Origin of the sequence: Pseudoflavonifractor sp. 524-17, assembly GCF_009935845.1 — a bacterium.
Taxonomy (GTDB): domain Bacteria; phylum Bacillota; class Clostridia; order Oscillospirales; family Oscillospiraceae; genus Pseudoflavonifractor_A.
Genome location: NZ_QWEK01000033.1, coordinates 12,722 through 30,656, shown reverse-complemented (window position 1 = coordinate 30,656; position 17,935 = coordinate 12,722). Strand labels below are relative to the sequence as shown.

General features: G+C 62.1%; 14 protein-coding genes and 1 tRNA gene. 3 read left to right on the top strand and 12 right to left on the bottom strand.

Annotated elements, in window-relative coordinates; genetic code table 11:
• Nucleotides 1-189: 189 nt before the first annotated feature.
• Nucleotides 190-2,073 (bottom strand): S41 family peptidase, encoded by a 1,884-nt coding sequence (locus D1159_RS12510; protein ID WP_161845998.1) that lies wholly within the window; start codon nucleotides 2,071-2,073, stop codon nucleotides 190-192.
• A gap of 187 nt (nucleotides 2,074-2,260) precedes the next feature.
• Between D1159_RS12510 and D1159_RS12505 the strand changes: the two genes are divergently transcribed.
• Nucleotides 2,261-2,337, top strand: a tRNA-Arg gene (locus tag D1159_RS12505).
• Nucleotides 2,338-2,573: 236 nt separating this feature from the next.
• Nucleotides 2,574-4,148 (top strand): cellulase family glycosylhydrolase, encoded by a 1,575-nt coding sequence (locus tag D1159_RS12500; RefSeq protein WP_161845997.1) that lies wholly within the window; start codon nucleotides 2,574-2,576, stop codon nucleotides 4,146-4,148.
• Between the two features lie 174 nt (nucleotides 4,149-4,322).
• On the opposite strand, the gene purD is transcribed toward D1159_RS12500, so the two are convergent.
• The 11 genes from purD to D1159_RS12445 form a co-directional block, all read right to left on the bottom strand.
• Nucleotides 4,323-5,582, bottom strand: a complete 1,260-nt coding sequence (gene purD / locus D1159_RS12495) for a phosphoribosylamine--glycine ligase (RefSeq protein ID WP_161845996.1) — start codon at nucleotides 5,580-5,582, stop codon at nucleotides 4,323-4,325.
• A 31-nt stretch (nucleotides 5,583-5,613) separates the two neighbouring features.
• On the bottom strand, nucleotides 5,614-6,420 hold the full coding sequence (locus tag D1159_RS12490; RefSeq protein WP_161845995.1) for a TraX family protein: 807 nt from the start codon (nucleotides 6,418-6,420) through the stop codon (nucleotides 5,614-5,616).
• A 4-nt stretch (nucleotides 6,421-6,424) separates the two neighbouring features.
• A complete protein-coding gene (locus tag D1159_RS12485; RefSeq protein ID WP_161845994.1) occupies nucleotides 6,425-7,600 on the bottom strand; it encodes a phosphoribosylaminoimidazolecarboxamide formyltransferase in 1,176 nt (391 codons plus the stop codon).
• A 14-nt stretch (nucleotides 7,601-7,614) separates the two neighbouring features.
• Complete coding sequence (locus D1159_RS12480) at nucleotides 7,615-8,745, bottom strand: DUF2185 domain-containing protein (RefSeq protein ID WP_161845993.1); 1,131 nt, start codon at nucleotides 8,743-8,745, stop codon at nucleotides 7,615-7,617.
• A gap of 47 nt (nucleotides 8,746-8,792) precedes the next feature.
• Nucleotides 8,793-9,503, bottom strand: coding sequence for an IMP cyclohydrolase (locus D1159_RS12475; RefSeq protein WP_161845992.1), 711 nt, complete (start codon nucleotides 9,501-9,503; stop codon nucleotides 8,793-8,795).
• Nucleotides 9,504-9,586: 83 nt separating this feature from the next.
• Nucleotides 9,587-10,228 carry a phosphoribosylglycinamide formyltransferase gene (purN, locus tag D1159_RS12470; RefSeq protein ID WP_161845991.1) on the bottom strand — a complete coding sequence of 214 codons (642 nt, stop codon included), beginning with the start codon at nucleotides 10,226-10,228 and terminating at the stop codon, nucleotides 9,587-9,589.
• Nucleotides 10,229-10,243: 15 nt separating this feature from the next.
• Nucleotides 10,244-11,287 (bottom strand): phosphoribosylformylglycinamidine cyclo-ligase, encoded by a 1,044-nt coding sequence (gene purM / locus D1159_RS12465; RefSeq protein WP_161845990.1) that lies wholly within the window; start codon nucleotides 11,285-11,287, stop codon nucleotides 10,244-10,246.
• Nucleotides 11,288-11,304: 17 nt separating this feature from the next.
• Entirely contained in the window at nucleotides 11,305-12,732 is a 1,428-nt protein-coding gene (locus tag D1159_RS12460; protein ID WP_161845989.1) for a phosphoribosyltransferase family protein, read from the bottom strand.
• A gap of 159 nt (nucleotides 12,733-12,891) precedes the next feature.
• The gene (gene purC, locus D1159_RS12455; protein WP_161845988.1) at nucleotides 12,892-13,602 is read right to left on the bottom strand and encodes a phosphoribosylaminoimidazolesuccinocarboxamide synthase; all 711 of its coding nucleotides are present in this window, start codon (nucleotides 13,600-13,602) and stop codon (nucleotides 12,892-12,894) included.
• 42 nt (nucleotides 13,603-13,644) lie between these two features.
• The gene (gene purE, locus D1159_RS12450) at nucleotides 13,645-14,133 is read right to left on the bottom strand and encodes a 5-(carboxyamino)imidazole ribonucleotide mutase (protein WP_347563690.1); all 489 of its coding nucleotides are present in this window, start codon (nucleotides 14,131-14,133) and stop codon (nucleotides 13,645-13,647) included.
• Nucleotides 14,134-14,509: 376 nt separating this feature from the next.
• Nucleotides 14,510-15,703, bottom strand: a complete 1,194-nt coding sequence (locus tag D1159_RS12445) for a coenzyme F420-0:L-glutamate ligase (protein WP_161845987.1) — start codon at nucleotides 15,701-15,703, stop codon at nucleotides 14,510-14,512.
• A 393-nt stretch (nucleotides 15,704-16,096) separates the two neighbouring features.
• Here D1159_RS12445 and D1159_RS12440 point away from each other — a divergent pair, with 393 nt between their 5' ends.
• A complete protein-coding gene (locus D1159_RS12440; protein WP_161845986.1) occupies nucleotides 16,097-17,935 on the top strand; it encodes a TIGR03960 family B12-binding radical SAM protein in 1,839 nt (612 codons plus the stop codon).

Here is a 17,935-nt window from a genome sequence, read left to right as displayed (position 1 = left end):
CATTGGTCTATCCGGCACAAAAGGGAACCTGACGGTTCCCTTTTGCAGTTTCCTCCCCAGCCTTTCCGCCCTGCCGGTTTTCAGCCGTCTGGCCTGATCGCTCAGCGCCCAGACATTTGATATCACCGCTGCCTTTTCGCTATTATATCACAATTGTCTATCAAAAGCAAAGTTTTCATTTGTTCAAACTCAGCGGGGAATCAAATTTGTATACGTAAAGAGATTGCACAGCAGGGCCGCAGCCTCTTCCCGGGTGGTGATCTGCTGGGGATCGATTTCCTCCGGCTCCGCCCACAGGAGGTTCTCCCCCTGGCTGTCAGACAGCCGCCATACCCCCTCTTTGGCCCAGGAGGCGTAGCCTGCCAGGCTCTCCGACGCCAGCGTGGCGCCCTCATAGGACTGGTCAAAATTGTAGTTCAGGAATCGGGCGGCGCTGCCCATGATGGCAAAATACTGCTCGTGGGTCACCAAATCATCGGGCCGGAAGAGGCCGTTCCCCACGCCGGACACCAGGCCCATTTGGGCCAAAGCGTTCACCGCCGGGCCGTACCACGCGTCCATGGGCACATCGGAAAAGGCGCTCTCTCCGCTGGGCACCATACAGTTCATAGCCTGGGCCAGCATGGAGCACAGCTGCGCCCTGGTCAGCTCCTCCCGGGGGAGGAACTCGCGCGCTCCCGTGCCGGAGAGCAGATAATAGGTGGCCAGCAGGTCGATCTCGCCGCAGTAGGGACTGTCTGCCGTGTCCGTAAAGGAGCGGTCCTCATAGGCCACCCCCGCCTGCTCCGCCGCAGCCTGGGGAGTAATCTCCCGCCAGCTCTGTCCCTCCCCCAGCCACAGTCCGGCCTGGTCGGGGATGGCGGAGAGAATGGCCTCCAGCGCCCCCCGGCTGTCCTCCTGGACAGCCTGATTGAGATTAAGGTACCAGTACTGGTCCGCCAGCCTCAGCCGGAGATAGCCTGTACACGCTCCCACTGGCTGGTCCCCGGACAGCAGCAGGGCCGCCTGCTTCGCCTGTCCGGAGGGCACCAGCAGATGGGGGATCACTCCTACCACATCCGTGGTGGTCCGGTCCGGGGAATAGTACCGGGCGGTTGTGATCTTCATCCCCTCCCCCTGGTCGAAGTACTCCGGATAACTGCTGCCGTCCAGCAGCGCCTGGGCAACTCCCTTGCCGTAGGTCCGTCCCCCTACCACCAGGCCACGGTCCATATCCCGGACGCTGGCGGCCATAATTTCAGAGGAACTGGCGGTATATCCATTGGTCAGCACAATCAGCGGCGCACTGGTCAGCGCCTCTTCCCGATGCACAAAGGGGTCCGGCCAGCCGCTGCGCCCCCGCAGGCTGCCCACAACGGATATACCGGTAAAGGCTCCGATGGCGGACACTGCCGCTTTGGTCTCTCCGCCGCCGTTATTGCGCAGATCCACCACCCAGTGTCTTACCTCGCTCCCCTTGGTAATGCTGTTCTGGAAATGCCCCGCCGTCTCCGGGCCGAAGGTGTCGCAGTCCAGGTATCCCACCCCGCCTGGGAGCATCTGGCACAGGGTAGCCGGCACCGTCACCGCCGCCCGGGTGATGGTCACGGTGTACTCCGTTCCCGCCCGCCGGTAAGTAATGCGCACCTGGGTGCCTGCCTCTCCCTTGAGCCGCTCCGAGCCCTGGGCCCCGCGGCCCTCCGCCAGGGACACGCCGTCTACCGCCACCAGCAGATCCCCCGGCTGAAGCCCCGCCGCCTGGGCCGGAGAGCCCTCCAGCACCATGGTCAAAAGCAGCCCGTCCTCCTCCACATTGGAGATAACGCCGATGCCCACGATATCCGAGTCCGACATGGATCCCAGAAATTCCCGGTATTCCTCTGCGGTAAAGTACTGGGTATAGGGGTCCCCCAGGGCTTCCAGCATGTCCTCCACGCTGATCTGATCCAGAACGGCGGGGGGAATCGGGTCAATATAATACCGCTCCAGAAGAATCCCTGCCTGCTGTACGGTCAGGGCCTGGGCGGGAAAGGTCAGCGCAGTGCAGATACAGATTCCCGCCGCCATGCGGCGGGTCAGCCATCTATTGTGCATGAAAAGGGCCTCCTTAGTTATGTTAACACCATTCTACAATAAAAAGGCCGCCTGCACAATGGGGATGGCTGTTTTGTAGCTATTTGTAATCTATCCTTCCCCCTGTTTATAGCAACGCCTGCCCTAAATTTTTCTTGACTTCTTTTTCCGGCTGGTGTATACTTAACATTGTTCTTGTTATGTATATGCGGCTGTAGCTCAGCTGGATAGAGTGACTGGCTACGAACCAGTAGGTCGGGGGTTCGAATCCCTTCAGCCGTACCAGCTCAGAAATTCCCATCACTGCTCCGTTTCCGCCTAACGGCGAAAACTGCGCTGTGATGGGAATTTCTTCGCTTTCCCCGCGAACCCGCTTGGGCTTCGCGGGGAGGACGGGGGGACATGGAGGGCAAAGGCGCTGCCGTTTCGGCATGGCGGCGAAACCTGCGCTGGAGCGGTCAGGTATTTGATGTCCTTGCCCGACTAATCGGGAATGGAGAGGGTTTGGAGGAGGAGCGGCGATGCGGCGGAGTGTTTTTTCTCTGGTTTTGGGCGTACTATGCGCCATTGCAGTGGGGTTGCCGGTGGATGCGGCAGGGAAGGGATTTTCCGATGTCCGTCTGGACAGCTGGTATGCCGGGGCGGTGGAGGAAATGGCGGATGCGGGGTGGCTCAGCGGATACCCCGATGGGACCTTCCGGCCGGAGCAGAAGATATCAGCGGCGGAATTTGTGAGTATTGTGGTCCGGTGCGGGGGGCTGCCCTACCGGCAGAGTGGGACAGGCCACTGGGCGGCAGGGCCCCTCCAGGCCGCGCTGGAGGCCGGGTGGTACGACTGGGATGAGCTTCCCCCCACAGGGGAGAAGTACGAACAGCCCATCTCCCGCCAGCTGGCGGTGAAGATCCTTATGAAAGCCCTGCTGCCGGAGGTCCGGGGAGAGTACGGCCAGCAGGCGCCTAAGATCAAAGATTTACAGGCGCTGGATGGGCGGTATTATGAGGGAGTGTTCGCCGCCTATGCCGCCGGAGTAGTAATGGGGGACAGCGCCGGCTGCTTCCACGGGCGGGACGGCCTGACCCGGGCAGAGGCCTGCGCCATCATCCAACGGGCAGCGGCGAAGCGTACCGGCTTGCCCTCAGATCCGGGGCCGGCGGCAACCCCCGCGCCCGCCCCAGTGCCGGCGGAGCCCATTCAGAGGGGCGTGTCGGAGAATGGCTGGCTTCAGGTAAAGGGGACCGCCCTGTGCAATGAAAAGGGAGAGCCAGTGGTCCTGCGGGGGATGAGCAGCCACGGCGTCCACTGGTATCCCCAGTTTACCTCCCGGCAGGCCATTGCCAACACCGCGGGCTATGGGGCCAATGTCTTCCGGGTGGCCATGTACACCGGGGAGGGAGGCTATCTCAGCCAGGGGGAGAAGGTGCTGGACCAGACCCTTCAGGCGGTGGACGCCGCCATTGCCAACGATATGTACGTCATCATTGACTGGCACATTCTGTCTGACGGAAACCCCATGAGCCATCTGGGGGAGGCAAAGGAATTTTTCGACCGGGTTTCGGCCCGCTATGGGGAAGAGCCGGCGGTGCTCTTTGAGATCTGCAACGAGCCCAACGGCGGCGTAACATGGGAACGGGATATCAAGCCCTATGCGGAGGAGATCGTAGGGGTTATCCGGAAGAATGCACCGAAATCGGTGATTCTCATCGGCAGCGGGACGTGGAGCCAGGACATCCACGAAGCGGCGGCGGATCCGGTGGCCGGGGAGAATCTAATGTACACCTGCCACTTTTACGCCGGAACCCACGGGGCCTGGCTGCGGGAGCGGATTGACGGGGCTTTGGCTGCGGGACTGCCGGTCTTCATCTCAGAGTGGGGCGCCAGTGCCGCGGATGGCAGCAGCGGCGTGTTCCTGGACGCCTCCAGGGAGTGGCTGGACTTTTTGGACCAGCGGGGGATCAGCTGGGTGAACTGGTCCCTGTGCGATAAAAACGAGACCTCCGCCGCACTGAGGCCGGGGACCGCCCCCGACGCCCAGTGGACGGAAAAAGACTTGTCAGAGTCGGGACAGTTCGTCTTCTCCCGCCTCCGGCTAAACTGAAATGACCCCCGGCGGGGATACGGCATCGCGTAAACGCTGCCGTGCTCCCGCCGGGGGTTTATATCTGTATAGAGCTGTGGGAATTCAGAAACTGCCGCCCAGGATTCGTGCAATTGTTTTGCCGTCGGCAATTTTGTCCCGCAAAGCAATACGTCTGGGCCATTGGTACAGCGTTTAAAAGGCCCGGCCGATGTCAGAGCGCATCTGCATGTTGTCAAAGCGGATGTGCTTTGCTCCGGCGTAGGCTGCGGCGATGGCGGCGTCCAGAGTATCCCCCAAGGCGGTAACCCCCAGCACCCGTCCGCCGCTGGTGACAACGGCGCCGTCGCTGCTCAGGGCGGTGCCGGCGTGGAAGACTAACGCGGCTCTGCCGGCATCCTCCAGGCCGGTGATGGGGCAGCCCTTCTGATAGGGGCCGGGATAGCCGCCGGAGGCCAGCACCAGGCAGCAGGCCGAGGCCGCTTTCCAGCGGATGTCCACCTGATCCAGAGTGCCCGCCCGACAGGCCTGGAAAATCTCCATCAAATCGCTGTCCAGCAGGGAGAGAACCGCCTGGCACTCCGGATCGCCGAATCGGGAGTTGTACTCCACCACCTTAGGGCCGTCAGGGGTGAGCATCAGGCCGAAGTAGAGCACGCCGTGGAAGGGGTGTCCCTCCGCGGCCATGGCGTCCACCGTGGGGCGGAAGATGGTGTCCATGCACTGGCGGGCCAGCTCCTCCGTAAAGCAGGGGACAGGAGAGATGGCCCCCATGCCCCCGGTATTGGGGCCCTGGTTGCCGTCATAGGCCCGCTTGTGGTCCTGAGAAGAGGGCATGGGCGCCAAGGTCTTTCCGTCACAGAAGGCCAGTACCGTCACCTCGGGGCCAGTCATATACTCCTCAATGACCACCTTTGTTCCGGCGGCGCCAAAGGCCTGGCCAGAGAGCATGGAGCGGGCGGCCTGCTTGGCCTCCTCCACGGTTTGGGCCACAATGACCCCTTTGCCCAGGGCCAATCCGTCTGCCTTGACCACAATGGGGGCGCCCTGGGCCTCGATATAGGCTAGGGCGGCGTCCAGGCTGGTAAAGGCCTGATAGCGGGCGGTGGGGATGTGGTATTTCTCCATCAAATCCTTGGAGAAAGATTTGCTGGCCTCAATGACGGCGGCGTTCGCCTTGGGGCCGAAGGCGGGGATGCCAGCGGCCTCCAGGGCGTCCACCATGCCAAGGGCCAGGGGGTCGTCAGGGGCGACCACTACGAAGTCCATGGCGTTGGACTTGGCCCAGTTTACCATGGCGTCCACGTCGGTGGCCTTAATGGAGACACACTGGGCCAGCCCGGCGATGCCGGCGTTGCCGGGGGCACAGTAGAGCTGCTTGACCAGGGGGCTTTTGGACAGAGCCCACACAATGGCGTGTTCCCGTCCGCCGCCGCCTACGACTAATACATTCATCGTGTTCAACCTCCTGGGGAGAAGATAGGGTTTATGTCAGGTATGTGGAGAAAAGGAAGTGGAGCCCCCAGATAACGACCATATGGGCGGGGTAAAACCAGTAAAAGAACCACTTGCTTCCATTGCCCCGGGCTCCGCTGTACCAGGCCAGCAGGGGAAGGGCGGCCAGTGCGCCGGCGGCGCTGAGGAGATAGTAGGGGAGCCAGGTCCGGAGGAAGGAGGGCAGCGCCTGGGCCAGGGCAGGGAGAAGAGCCTCTCCCGCTGGGAGCCAGTAGGTAACCAGCGCCTGGGCCGGAAGCTGAACCAGGTAGAGGAAGGAGGTACACAGACCCAGCATAAGCAGCTGGTTCCGGTGCGTTTCTCCCGCCAGATAGACGGCGGCTACGGTAAGCACACCCATCCAGCTGTAGTCGCTTTGCATCCAGTGGGCCAGCCACGCGCAGGGAAGGACGGCCAGCCACCGTCCAGGGCCCAAAGACGCCATCCGCTGGGCCAGATAGACGGCCAGACTGGCCAAGAAAAAGGTGGGAATAATACTGCCCCCCTGTCCCCGGAAGGGGCCCAGAAAGGGAAGCTGGGTGATAAGGGCAAAAAGGCCCAGCCGCAGCAGATAGTGGGGGAAATCGCGGGTCTTCCGGCAGCCCTCGGCCACGAAAAAGGCAAAGATGGGGAAGGCTGCCCGCCCGACATAATAGAAGAGATTGGACCAGGTGGGGCTGGCCGCCGCCAGGCCGGACAGGGGCAGAAAGATGTGGTTCCAGTGGTCGATGACCATAAAGAGGGCGGCAATGTACTTCAACTGGGTGGCGCTGAGGCCTTCCGCGGTGCGTCCCTCCATCCGATCAGTGGTGGAACAGACGGACCCCGGTGAAGGCCATGACCATCTGATACTTGTCGCACGTGGAGATAACCTGGTCGTCCCGGATGGATCCGCCGGGCTGGACGATGTACTTCACGCCCGACTGATGGGCCCGCTCTATATTGTCGCCAAAGGGGAAGAAAGCGTCGGAGCCCAGAGTGACGCCGTCCAGGTGGCGGGCAATCCAGGTCTGCTTTTCCAGCTGGGTGAGCAGCTGCGGGCATTGGGTGAAGATCCCCTCCCAGGCGCCGTCTTGGAGGAGCGCGGGGGCGTCGTCGGAAATATACAGGTCGATAGCGTTGTCTCGATCAGGCCGGCGGATGCCGGGGACAAAGGGCAGCTCCAGAACCTTGGGGTGCTGGCGCAGCCACCAGATATCCGCCTTGTTTCCCGCCAGACGGGTGCAGTGAATGCGGCTTTGCTGCCCGGCCCCCACGCCGATGGCCTGGCCGTCCTTGACATAACAGACAGAGTTGGACTGGGTATATTTCAGGGTGATGAGGGCGAGAAGCATGTCATTCTTTGCCTGCTGGGGCAGCTCCTTGTTCTGAGTCACGATGTTGTCCAGCAGGGCTTCGTTGATGTCCAGGCTGTTGTATCCCTGCTCAAAGGTGATGCCGAAGATGTTCCGCCGTTCCACCGGGGCGGGGGTGTAGCTGGGGTCAATCTGAATGATGTTGTATCCGCCCTTGCGCTTGGCCTTCAAAATGTCCAGAGCCTCCTGCGTGTAGCCTGGGGCGATGACGCCGTCGGATACCTCAGCGGCCAGGCAGCGGGCGGCGCTGGCGTCGCACACGTCGCTGAGGGCGGCCCAGTCGCCGAAAGAGCACAGCCGATCCGCGCCTCTGGCCCGAACATAGGCGCAGGCGATGGGGGAGAGCTCTCCTTCGGGGGGGAAGTAAATCTGCCGCTCCACATCGGTGAGGGGGAGGCCCAGAGCGGCCCCGGCGGGAGAGACATGCTTGAAAGAGGCCGCGGCAGGCAGGCCCACCGCCTGTTTCAAGGCTCTCACCAGCTGCCAGGAGTTGAGGGCGTCCATAAAGTTGATGTAGCCCGGCCTGCCGTTGAGCACGGTGAGGGGCAGCTCGCCCTCCTCCATAAAAATGCGGGCCGGCTTCTGGTTGGGATTGCAGCCGTATTTCAGCTCCAGTTCTGTCATGTTCTGCGCTCCTTTCAGTCCTTGGGCGGGTGATAGGGCTCGGCGCGAAACTTCCCGTCTGCGCCGCGGACGTAGGCGGTGCCATAAGGGGCGCGAAGAAGAGGAATCACATCCGGGTCGTAGTTGCAGATGGTGTTCAGGTCATAGACGTCCGTGTGGGCCAAGTCGCTGATATAGCTGTCGCTCTCCTCCCCGGAGAAAAAGCGCCAGCCGCTGTCAGGGAACTGGCCGTCTGGCTCCTCCCGGTAGCACCAGCCCACCTTTTTGCCCAGCACCGTGATGTGGTCGGTGGCGAGGCAGCCGTTGGGTTCCCCCCAGTCCGGCAAATAGAGCCGGAACTCCGGCGGCCAGAGGAGATACTCCTTTTTCCGGGGCGGAGTATACCAGAAGCCGCCGCCCCAGGCGGCGCCGTCGTCCAAAAGCATTCGGACCAGACGCAGCCACAGGTCCAAGCTCTTTTCCAGGGCGGGGAGCTTGGCGCCGCCCCGGAAATCCCAGTACAGCGCGCCGCATACCAGACTGACGGCGAACTCCGGCCAGCTGTGGAAAGCCTGGGCCTGGACAATCCAGTGCTCTGCCAGCTCGTCCAGATCCTCCCGGGTGATGAGGCCGCAGGCGTAGGCCGCCCGGAGGTGGCCCACACACTCGCTGATGTCCCAGGCCAGATAGCCCCGATGACCTGCAATGGGATAAAACTGGGCGGAAAAGTCCCGGGCGATGGTGAAGAAGCTGGGGCCGTCCTTGATGAGGGGCGTGGGGTCAAAGGGGGGACGACCTTCCCAGAAGCCCTCAAAATCCAGATAGTTGGAGTGGCAGCGCAGCTGCTGGTTACAAAACTCCAGCATACTCTCCCGGCCGGTGATGCCGAAGATCTCCTTCAGATGGGCCTGGCAGAGGTCCGCGTCCTCCGGCGTGGCGCACAGGGGGAGGGCGCTGAAGTGACTGGGGCCGGACTGGGCCGGCGGGGGAATACCGGGGGTCTTGCGCAGGGCGGGCACACCCGCCAGCAGGGCCAGAAAGGCGTCCCGGCCGCAGGGGGTGCGGGGGCGGGACGCCGCGTCCCGATAGGACTGCTCCAGTTCCCGGACCGGCTGGCCCAGCCCGGTGTCCAGAGGGGTAAAGTCAACCAGGGTTGACAGGTCCATAGTACGCGCCTCCTTAATCGTCAAAACCTGTTCCGCATTGGCGGCAGTCAGGCGTGCTTATTGAGAATGACCGTATCGGCTTCGCCGCTGTCCAGGGAGAGGAAGCGCACGAAGAGAGAAACCTTGTTATCCCCGTTCAGACTGGCCCACAGCCGGCCGGCCAAAGCTTTGGCGTCAGGGGCATCCAGGGAGATCCGGCGGGGCTCCCCCTCAAAGGAGGGCAGGGGAGTTCCGTCTCCCTGGTAGGTGTGGATGAAGTGGCCCGTCCCGGCGGTAGGGGCGTCATACTCAAAAAAGTACCGGCAGCAGCAGGCGGGATCCCCGTCCAAGCTCTTGAGAATGGACAGGTTATAGGCGCCGTTGGGCTTGACTACGCCGGAGATGCGGGGGGTGAAGTTAGGGCCGTCCGGCTCAAAAGACCGGGCATTCAGGGCGTGGCGGTAGCAGTGGCCCTGGGCGATAGCGTCCCGGATGGTGTCGGTCTGGTCCCCGTTGGTGACTACGGTGAGGCCGTTGGGCAGGTGCCGGACCGGGTGGTAAATAATCAGGGAGGGGTCGGTCATTTTGCTCTCGTCGAAGGCCTTTGTACGGATACCGTCCTGCGTCTCCTCAAAGACCCGGTTGCGGCTGTTCTCGCTGCGGCCCATGATGAAGTAGGCCATCACCGCCTTTTTGTTGTCCGCCGAGCGGCCCAGGACAATGCCCCGGCCAGGGTAGGGGTTTTGCTCCAAAAGCTGGAAGAGATCCAGTGTGTTCAAAACGATCTTCCTTTCCGTTCCATCCGGTCAGTATTCTTCTAAAAAGCGGCTCAGCCAGATCCGGCAGCGCTCCCACTCCCCAATCATAGCATAGCGTCTCCTAAAATTCGCACCGCGCGGCCCTCCACGGCCAGCTGATCCTGGCAGAAAAGAGACACCGCCCGGGGGAGCAGTATCCACTCGGCCTGCTCCATGACCCGGCGCTGTAAGGTCTCGGGTGTGTCGTCTGGCAGGATGTCCACCGCCTTTTGCAGGACGATGGGTCCGCCGTCGGCCTGCTCGTTGACCAGGTGGACGGTGGCGCCGGTGACTGTTACGCCGTAGGCCAGGGCCTGCTCATGGACATGGAGGCCATAGGCCCCTTTGCCGCAGAAAGAGGGGATCAGGGCAGGGTGGACGTTGAGAATGGCGTTAGGGAAGGCGCGGACAATCTCTGAAGTGAGGATGTGAAGGAATCCGGCCAGCACCACCAGATCGATCTCCAGCGCCTGGAGCTGGGCGGTGATGGCCCGGGTCATGGCGGCGCTGTCAGGGAAGTCCTTTCGGGAGATGACATAGGTGGGGATGCCCGCCTTTTGAGCCCGCTCCAGCGCGAAAACGCCGGGGGCGGAGGACACGACGGCGGTGAGGACGCCGCCCCCCAGCTCCCCCCGATCCTGGGCGTCGATGAGGGCCTGGAGGTTGGTGCCGCCGCCGGACACGAGAACCGCAATCTTTTTTGTCATGGCGCGCTCCATGGGTTACAGATCCAGGACTACGCCGCCGCCGCCGGGGATTACCTCGCCGATCTGGTAGGCCTGTTCGCCCACGGCAGTGAGCACGTCCAGGGCCAGGCCGGTCTGATTGCCGGGGATGGCCAAAATCATGCCGATGCCCATATTAAAGGTATTGTACATATCCCGGGTGGGGATATTCCCCGTGCGCTGGATTAGGTCAAAAATAGGGAGGTGGGGGAAGGAGGCGGTCTGGATGGCGGCGGTGAGGCCGTTGGTCATCATCCGGGGCACATTCTCATAGAAGCCGCCGCCGGTGATATGGCTTACCGCGCAGAGCTTTACGCCGTTGAGCAGGAGGGCCTTGACCGCCTGGACATAGATGCGGGTGGGCTCCAGCAGGGCCTCTCCCAGGGTGCGGCCCAGCTCGTCGTGGTACACGCTGAGGTTCTTGGCGTTCACGTCAAAGACCTTGCGTACCAGAGAAAAGCCGTTGGAGTGGACGCCGGAGGAGGCCAGGCCGATGAGTGCGTCCCCCGCCCGGAGGTCTTTGCCGTCGATGATCTTCTCCTCGTCCGCCAGCCCCACGGAGAAGCCGGCCAGATCGTACTCCTCCGGGGGGTAGAAGCCAGGCATTTCCGCGGTCTCCCCCCCCACCAGGGCGCAGCCCGCCTGACGGCAGCCCTCGGTGATGCCGGAGACAATGGCAGCGATGCGGTTTGGGTCGTTCTTGCCGCAGGCGATGTAGTCCAGGAAGAACAGGGGGGCGGCGCCGCCGCAGATGATGTCGTTGACGCACATGGCCACGCAGTCAATGCCCACCGTGTCGTGCTTGTCCATGAGGAAGGCCAGCTTGAGCTTGGTGCCCACGCCGTCGGTGCCGGAGACCAGCACCGGCTTCTTCATCCCGGTAAAATCGGGGGCGAACATGCCGCCGAAGCCACCCAGCGTGCCCATCACTCCGGGGATATAGGTGGACTCCACCATGGGCTTGATGCGCTTGACCGCCTCATAGCCGGCGGTGACATCCACGCCGGCGGCGGCGTAAGATTCGGAATGGGAGTTGTTCATCATAAACCTCCAGAATATTACTCTTTTCCCGTCCAGCAGTAGGTACAGATTTTATCCTTGTCAATGCCGATGGCGTCCAGCAGGCCGTCCAGGGACTGGAAGCCCAGGGAGGTAAAGCGGAGCTTTTTGCAGATGGCATCCAGCATACATCCGCCCCGCCGGGTGCGGGCGTCGGCGTACTCGTCCAGATGCTTTTGCCCCTCGTCCCCCTCCAGCTCCTGGACGGTGCGGCGGGTGATGAGTTCCATCTCAGACTTGCTGGAGGAGAAGTTCAGAAACTTGCAGCCGTACATAATAGGGGGGCAGGCGGAGCGGATGTGGACCTCCTTGGCGCCGGACTCGTAGAGAAAGTCCACCGTCTCCCGCATCTGGGTGCCCCGGACAATGGAGTCGTCCACCAGCAGGAGCTTTTTGTCCTCAATGAGCTCCGGCACGGGGATCTGCTTCATCTTGGCCACCTGGCTGCGCACCTTCTGGTTGTCCGGCATGAAGGAGCGGGGCCAGGTGGGGGTGTACTTGACAAAGGGCCGGGCGAAGGGCTTGCCGCTGGCGTTGGAGTACCCGATGGCGTGGGGCAGGCCGGAGTCCGGTACCCCGGCCACAAAGTCCACGTCCTGAGCGCTCCCCCGCTCCCGGTCGGCCTGGGCCATGATCTCGCCGTTGCGGTAGCGCATGACCTCCACGTTGACCCCCTCGTAATTGGAGTTGGGGTAGCCGTAGTAGCTCCACAGAAAGGCGCAGATCTTCATCTCGGCGCCGGGGGGAGAGAGGGACTCCAGCCCGTCGGGGGTGACCCTGACGATCTCCCGGGGGCCCAGCTCGTAGTAGTCGCCGTAGCCCAGCTTGTGGTAGGCGAAGGACTCAAAGGAGACGCAGCAGCCCTCCTCATCCCGGCCCACCAGCACCGGCAGGCGGCCCAGCTTGTCCCGGGCGGCGATGATCTCCCCGCCGGAGGTGAGCAGGAGGATGGTGGCGGAGCCGTCAATGACCTCCTGGGCGTGGCGGATGCCGTCCACAAAGTTGTCCTTCTGGTTGATGAGGGCGGCAGTGAGCTCGGTGGAGTTGACCTTGCCGGAGCTCATAGCCATGAACTGGGTGCCGGTGCCGTTGTCGAAGTACTGCTCCACCAGCTCCTGGGCGTTGTTGATGATGCCCACGGTAGTGATGGCGAACAGCCCCAGGTGGGAGCGCACCAGCAGGGGCTGGGGGTCGGTGTCGCTGATGCAGCCGATGCCGCTGCGGCCGGAGAAATTGCCCAAGTCCTTTTCAAACTTGGTGCGGAACGGGGTATTTTCAATGTTGTGAATCTGACGCTGAAATCCCCTGTCCTGGTCGAACACAATCATGCCGCCCCGGCGGGTGCCCAGGTGGGAGTGGTAGTCCACGCCGAAAAAGAGATCCAGCACACAGTCCCGCCTGGAGACCGCGCCAAAAAAACCGCCCAATATTCGTTCCTCCCGTGAAAGTATGGGGACGGACCGGCAAAATGCAGCCGGCCCGCCAGAGTAAGAAACGGTACCAATCGCCAAGACACATCGTTTTGGCCGCAGAGTTTTGTGCCGCGGCTATCGGTACAGCCTCTAAGATACCGTCAGTACAGCGATTTAGTCGCCCATGAGGCGGCGCATGACCTCCTCATAGGCCTCCTCCGCGCCGCCCAAATCCCGGCGGAAGCGGTCCTTGTCCAGCTTTTCATGGGTCTTCTCGTCCCACAGGCGGCAGGTGTCTGGGCTGATCTCGTCCGCCAGGACAATGGCGCCGTCGCTGGTCTTGCCGAACTCCAGCTTGAAGTCCACCAAGTCGATGCCGATGCCCTTCATGAAGGACTTGAGGAAGTCGTTGACGGCAAAGGCGTACTTTTTGATGAGGTCGATCTCCTCCCGGGTGGCCAGCTTCAGAGCCAGGGCGTGGTACTCGTTGAGCAGAGGGTCGCCCAGGTCGTCGTTTTTATAGGAGAACTCAATGGTGGGGGCGTCAAAGACGATGCCCTCCTCCACGCCGTAGTGCTTGGCGAAGGAGCCGGCGGAGATATTACGGACGATGACCTCCAGGGGGACGATGGACACCTTCTTCACCACCGTGTCCCGGTCGCTGAGCTGCTCCACAAAGTGGGTGGGCACGCCGGACTGGGCCAGCTTGCGCATCAGGTGGTTGGTCATCTTGTTGTTGATGGCCCCCTTGCCGGTGATGGTGCCCTTTTTCAGGCCGTTGAAGGCGGTGGCGTCGTCCTTATAGGAGACGATGACCAGATTGGGGTCGTCAGTGGCGTAGACCTTCTTGGCCTTGCCCTCGTACAGCTGTTCGCGCTTTTCCATATCAAACTCTCTCCTTTGCAGTGAATACAGACTTGTCAGATGTTACAGCTCCGCCTGGAGCTTGGCCTCTTTTTCCGCAATTTGCCGCGCCATTTTGACCCGGGCCTCGTCCAATTTGGCGGCCAGGGCTTCGTCGGAGACCGCCAGAATCTGAGCGGCCAGCACGGCGGCATTTTTGGCGCCGTTAATGGCCACCGTGGCCACGGGGATGCCGCTGGGCATCTGGACGGTGGCCAGCAGGGCGTCCAGCCCGTCCATGGCGCCCCCCTTCATGGGGATGCCGATCACCGGCAGGGTGGAGTTGCCGGCAAAGGCCCCCGCCAGATGGGCCGCCATGCCGGCAGCGCAGATGAGCACGCCGAAGCCCTTCTCCCGGGCGCTGCGGGCGAACTGCGCGGCGGCGGCGGGGGTGCGGTGGGCGCTGAGGATATGGGCCTCGTAGGGGATGCCGAACTCGGCCAGCTGGGTACAGGCGGCCTTGACCACCGGCCAATCGCTGTCTGAGCCCATGATAACGGCAACTTTTTTCACAGGGAAGACCTCCTTCTGTTCAAGGGCGCGGCAAATAAAATTTCAGGTTTCAAAAAATAAATCAGGGCATCCGGCCTGCGGACACCCTGGACCTGCTTTATTTGCTATATTTGGACGCATTGGAGCCATGAACGGCACAAAATCGCGAATTGTGGCGGCAGGCGCGCTCAAGCATCCCATTTGCTCCCCTTTGTCAGAGAATGAATGCTTATACTATATCTGTTTCGGGTGCGCAATGCAAGTATATCTGTCGAAATTTGTGAGCTTGTACAACATTAGGGGGAGATAAAAACAAACCCATTGACAAATCGGAGAAGGGAGCCGGGAGAGAGCAGAAAAACCGGCGGGATAATCTGGTTTCATCCCGCCGGTCTTTTTATTCTGTGGTATAGTTGTCAAAATAGCCCTGGATATAGACGATGGGGGTGCCCTTGTCCCCAGAGCCGGAGGTAAGATCGCACAGAGAGCCGATGAGGTCGGTGAGGCGGCGGGGGGTGGTGCCCTCAGACACCATCTGTCCCACCAGACTGCCGTCCTTCTTCTTAATCTCCGATTTGATGGCGCTGCGCAGGGCCTCGCCGGACAGGCTGGCAAACTGGTTATCCGCCAGATATTTCAGCTTGAGCTCGTTGGGGGTGCCCTCCAGACCGGGGGTGTAGGCGGGGGAGACCACTGGGTCAGCCAGCTCCCAGATCTTCCCCACCGGATCCTTAAAGGCGCCGTCGCCGTAGACCATGACTTCCACATGCTTTCCGGTTTTGTCCAGCATGGTTTTCTGAATGGTGTCCACCAGGGCCTGACAGTCCCGGGGGAAGAGCTTTACCATATCCTCAGTGGACTTGTTGGAGCCCAGCAGGCCGTAGTCGGCGTTATAGCCGCTGCCGTTGACCGGGGCGTTGAGAATCTCGTCCAGACAGAAGATCCGCTCTCCGCCGGCGGCCTTGAGCAGGCGCTTGGTGCGGCGGCGGGTGTGGATGTCGCAGGCCAGCACGTCCTTGGTGTGCGCCAGCACCGCCCGGGGGTCGTTGGCAAAGAGGATCTCCACCTGCGCGCCGCTGTCCCGGATGAGCTGAGCGTAGTAGTCCACATAGTCCACGCCGGTAAAGGGGTGGACGGTATGGCCGAACAGGGCCCGGTAGCGCTCCAGAGTGAGCACGTCCTGGTAGGGATCGATCCCCTTCTCGTCCAGAAGATCGGGATCGATCAGGTGGTTGCCCACCTCGTCTGCGGGGTAGCTGAGCACCAGCACCACCTTTTTCGCCCCCTTGGCGATGCCGCGCAGGCAGACGGCAAAGCGGTTGCGGCTGAGAATGGGGAAGACCACGCCGATGGCGCCGCCCCCCAGCTTGGCCCGCACGTCGGCGGCAATGTCATCAACGGTGGCGTAATTTCCCTGGGCCCGGGCCACAATGGCCTCGGTCATGGCGATGATATCCCGGTCACGGACGGTAAAGCCGTCGTCCGCAGCGGCCTCCAGAACAGACGCGGGGACGATCTGGGACAAGTCGTCCCCACTGCGGATTATGGGGGCCCGTATTCCCCTGGAAACAGTACCGACCATCCGGCTCATACAGCAACACTCCTAAAATTTTGTTCATTGGTCTTGGGCCGTTTGACGCAGCTGCGGCCAGACGGCGGGTCTATTATACTATAAAGAGGCGGCGTTGTAAACGTTAAAGCGAAGTTTGCCGGCGGGTTCGGATTTCATGGAGTGGAGGACACGCTGCTGTGAACCATCTGGTGTTTCACGGTTGTGAATGAAGGGTTCTTAGCTTCTTTACGGAGGCGGCTTCTGCCGCACAGCCGGTTTTTGTCCGCTTTTTTGGGGATTAGGGTTGCAATATGGGGCGGAAACAGGTACAATAAAATCTGCATGTCCAGACCGGCGCACGGATGGGATCCGTTCAGGCCCGGCACAGATGGATTCAGATGGATTTTGATAAGAAGGCGGTGGTAGTGCGTTATGAACCATATGTTAGAGCATATCCTGCCCCGGGTGCAGAAGCCTGCGCGCTATACCGGCGGGGAGTATAACGCGGTGGTCAAGGACCGGGACAAGGTGGACACCCGCGTGGCCCTGTGCTTTCCAGACACCTATGAGATTGGCATGTCCAATCTGGGTATCCGTATTCTATACGGCGTGATGAACCAGATGGACGGGGTGTGGTGCGAGCGGGTCTTCGCCCCCTGGGGAGACATGGAGGAGGAGATGCGCCGGGAGGGCATCCCCCTCTACGGCCTGGAGAGCGGAGACGCCATTGCGGATTTCGATATCATCGGCTTTTCCCTGGGCTATGAGATGGCGTACACCAACGTGCTCAACATGCTGGAGCTGGCGGGGCTGCCCCTGCGCAGCGCCAGCCGGGACGAGTTCGCGCCGCTGGTGATCGCCGGCGGAACCTGCGCTTTCAATCCGGAGCCCCTGGCCCCGTTTATTGACATCTTCTCTCTGGGCGAGGGGGAGGACGTGACGGTGGAGCTGATCCAGCTCTACCGGAAGGCCCGGGAGGAGTGCTGGACGAAAGAGGAGCTGCTCATCGCCGCCGCCCGGATTCCGGGGCTCTATGTGCCCTCTCTATATGAGGTGACATACTGTGCCGGCGGCGCCATACAGTCCATTACCCCCACCCACGGCGCCCCCGCCGTGGTGACCAAACGGATTGTGCAGAATCTGAACGAGTCCTATTTTCCGGTGAAAAACATCGTCCCCTCCACAGAGATTGTCCACGATCGGGTGATGCTGGAGGTCTTTCGGGGCTGTATCCGGGGCTGCCGGTTCTGCCAGGCGGGGTACGCCTACCGGCCGGTGCGGGCCAAGGACCCGGAGCTGCTGGTGCGCCAGGGCATTGAGGCGTGCAGGAACTCCGGCTATCAGGAGATGACGCTTTCCTCGCTGTCTACCAGTGACTACCGCCGTCTGTTAGACCTGTGCGACGGACTTCAGCAGTGGTGCGACCCCAACGGGGTGAATCTATCTCTGCCCTCCCTGCGGGCGGACAACTTTTCCTGGGCGCTGATGGAGCGGCTTCAGCACGGCCGCAGGAGCGGGCTGACTTTCGCGCCGGAGGCAGGCACCCAGCGCCTGCGGGACGTAATCAATAAAAACGTCACTGAGGAGGACATTCTGTCCTTCTGCCGCACCGCCTTTGCCGGCGGGTGGAGCACAGTGAAGCTCTACTTCATGCTGGGCCTGCCCACGGAGACCGATGCGGACGTGCTGGGCATCGCTGAGCTGGCGGAGAAGGTCTACCACACCTGGCGGGAGGTGACGCCCTACCGGAACCGGGGGGTGAAGATCACCGTCTCCACCGCCTTTTTTGTGCCCAAGCCCCACACCGCCTTTCAGTGGGAGCCCCAGATCAGCCAAGAGGAATACGAGCGCCGGGTGAAGCTGCTGCGGGACAATATGCGGGGCCGGTCCATCGCCTACCACTGGCACGACCCCAAAACCAGCGTGCTGGAGGCGGTGCTGGCCCGGGGGGACCGCCGCCTGGCGGACCTGCTGGAGACGGTGTGGCGCATGGGGGCCAAGTTTGACACCTGGGACGAGTACTTTGATTATGGCCGCTGGACGGCGGCCTTTGAGGCCTGCGGGCTGGATCCTGCCTTTTATGCCAACCGCCCCCGGCCCCAGGAGGAGATTCTGCCCTGGAGCGTCACCTCCACCGGGGTGAGTTCCCGCTTCCTGTGGCGGGAGCGGGAGCGGGCCTACGAGGGGGTCATTACCCCGGACTGCCGCCGGCAGTGCTCCGGCTGCGGGGCGGATAAGCTGTACCCAGGCGGCGTGTGCGACGGGGAGTAA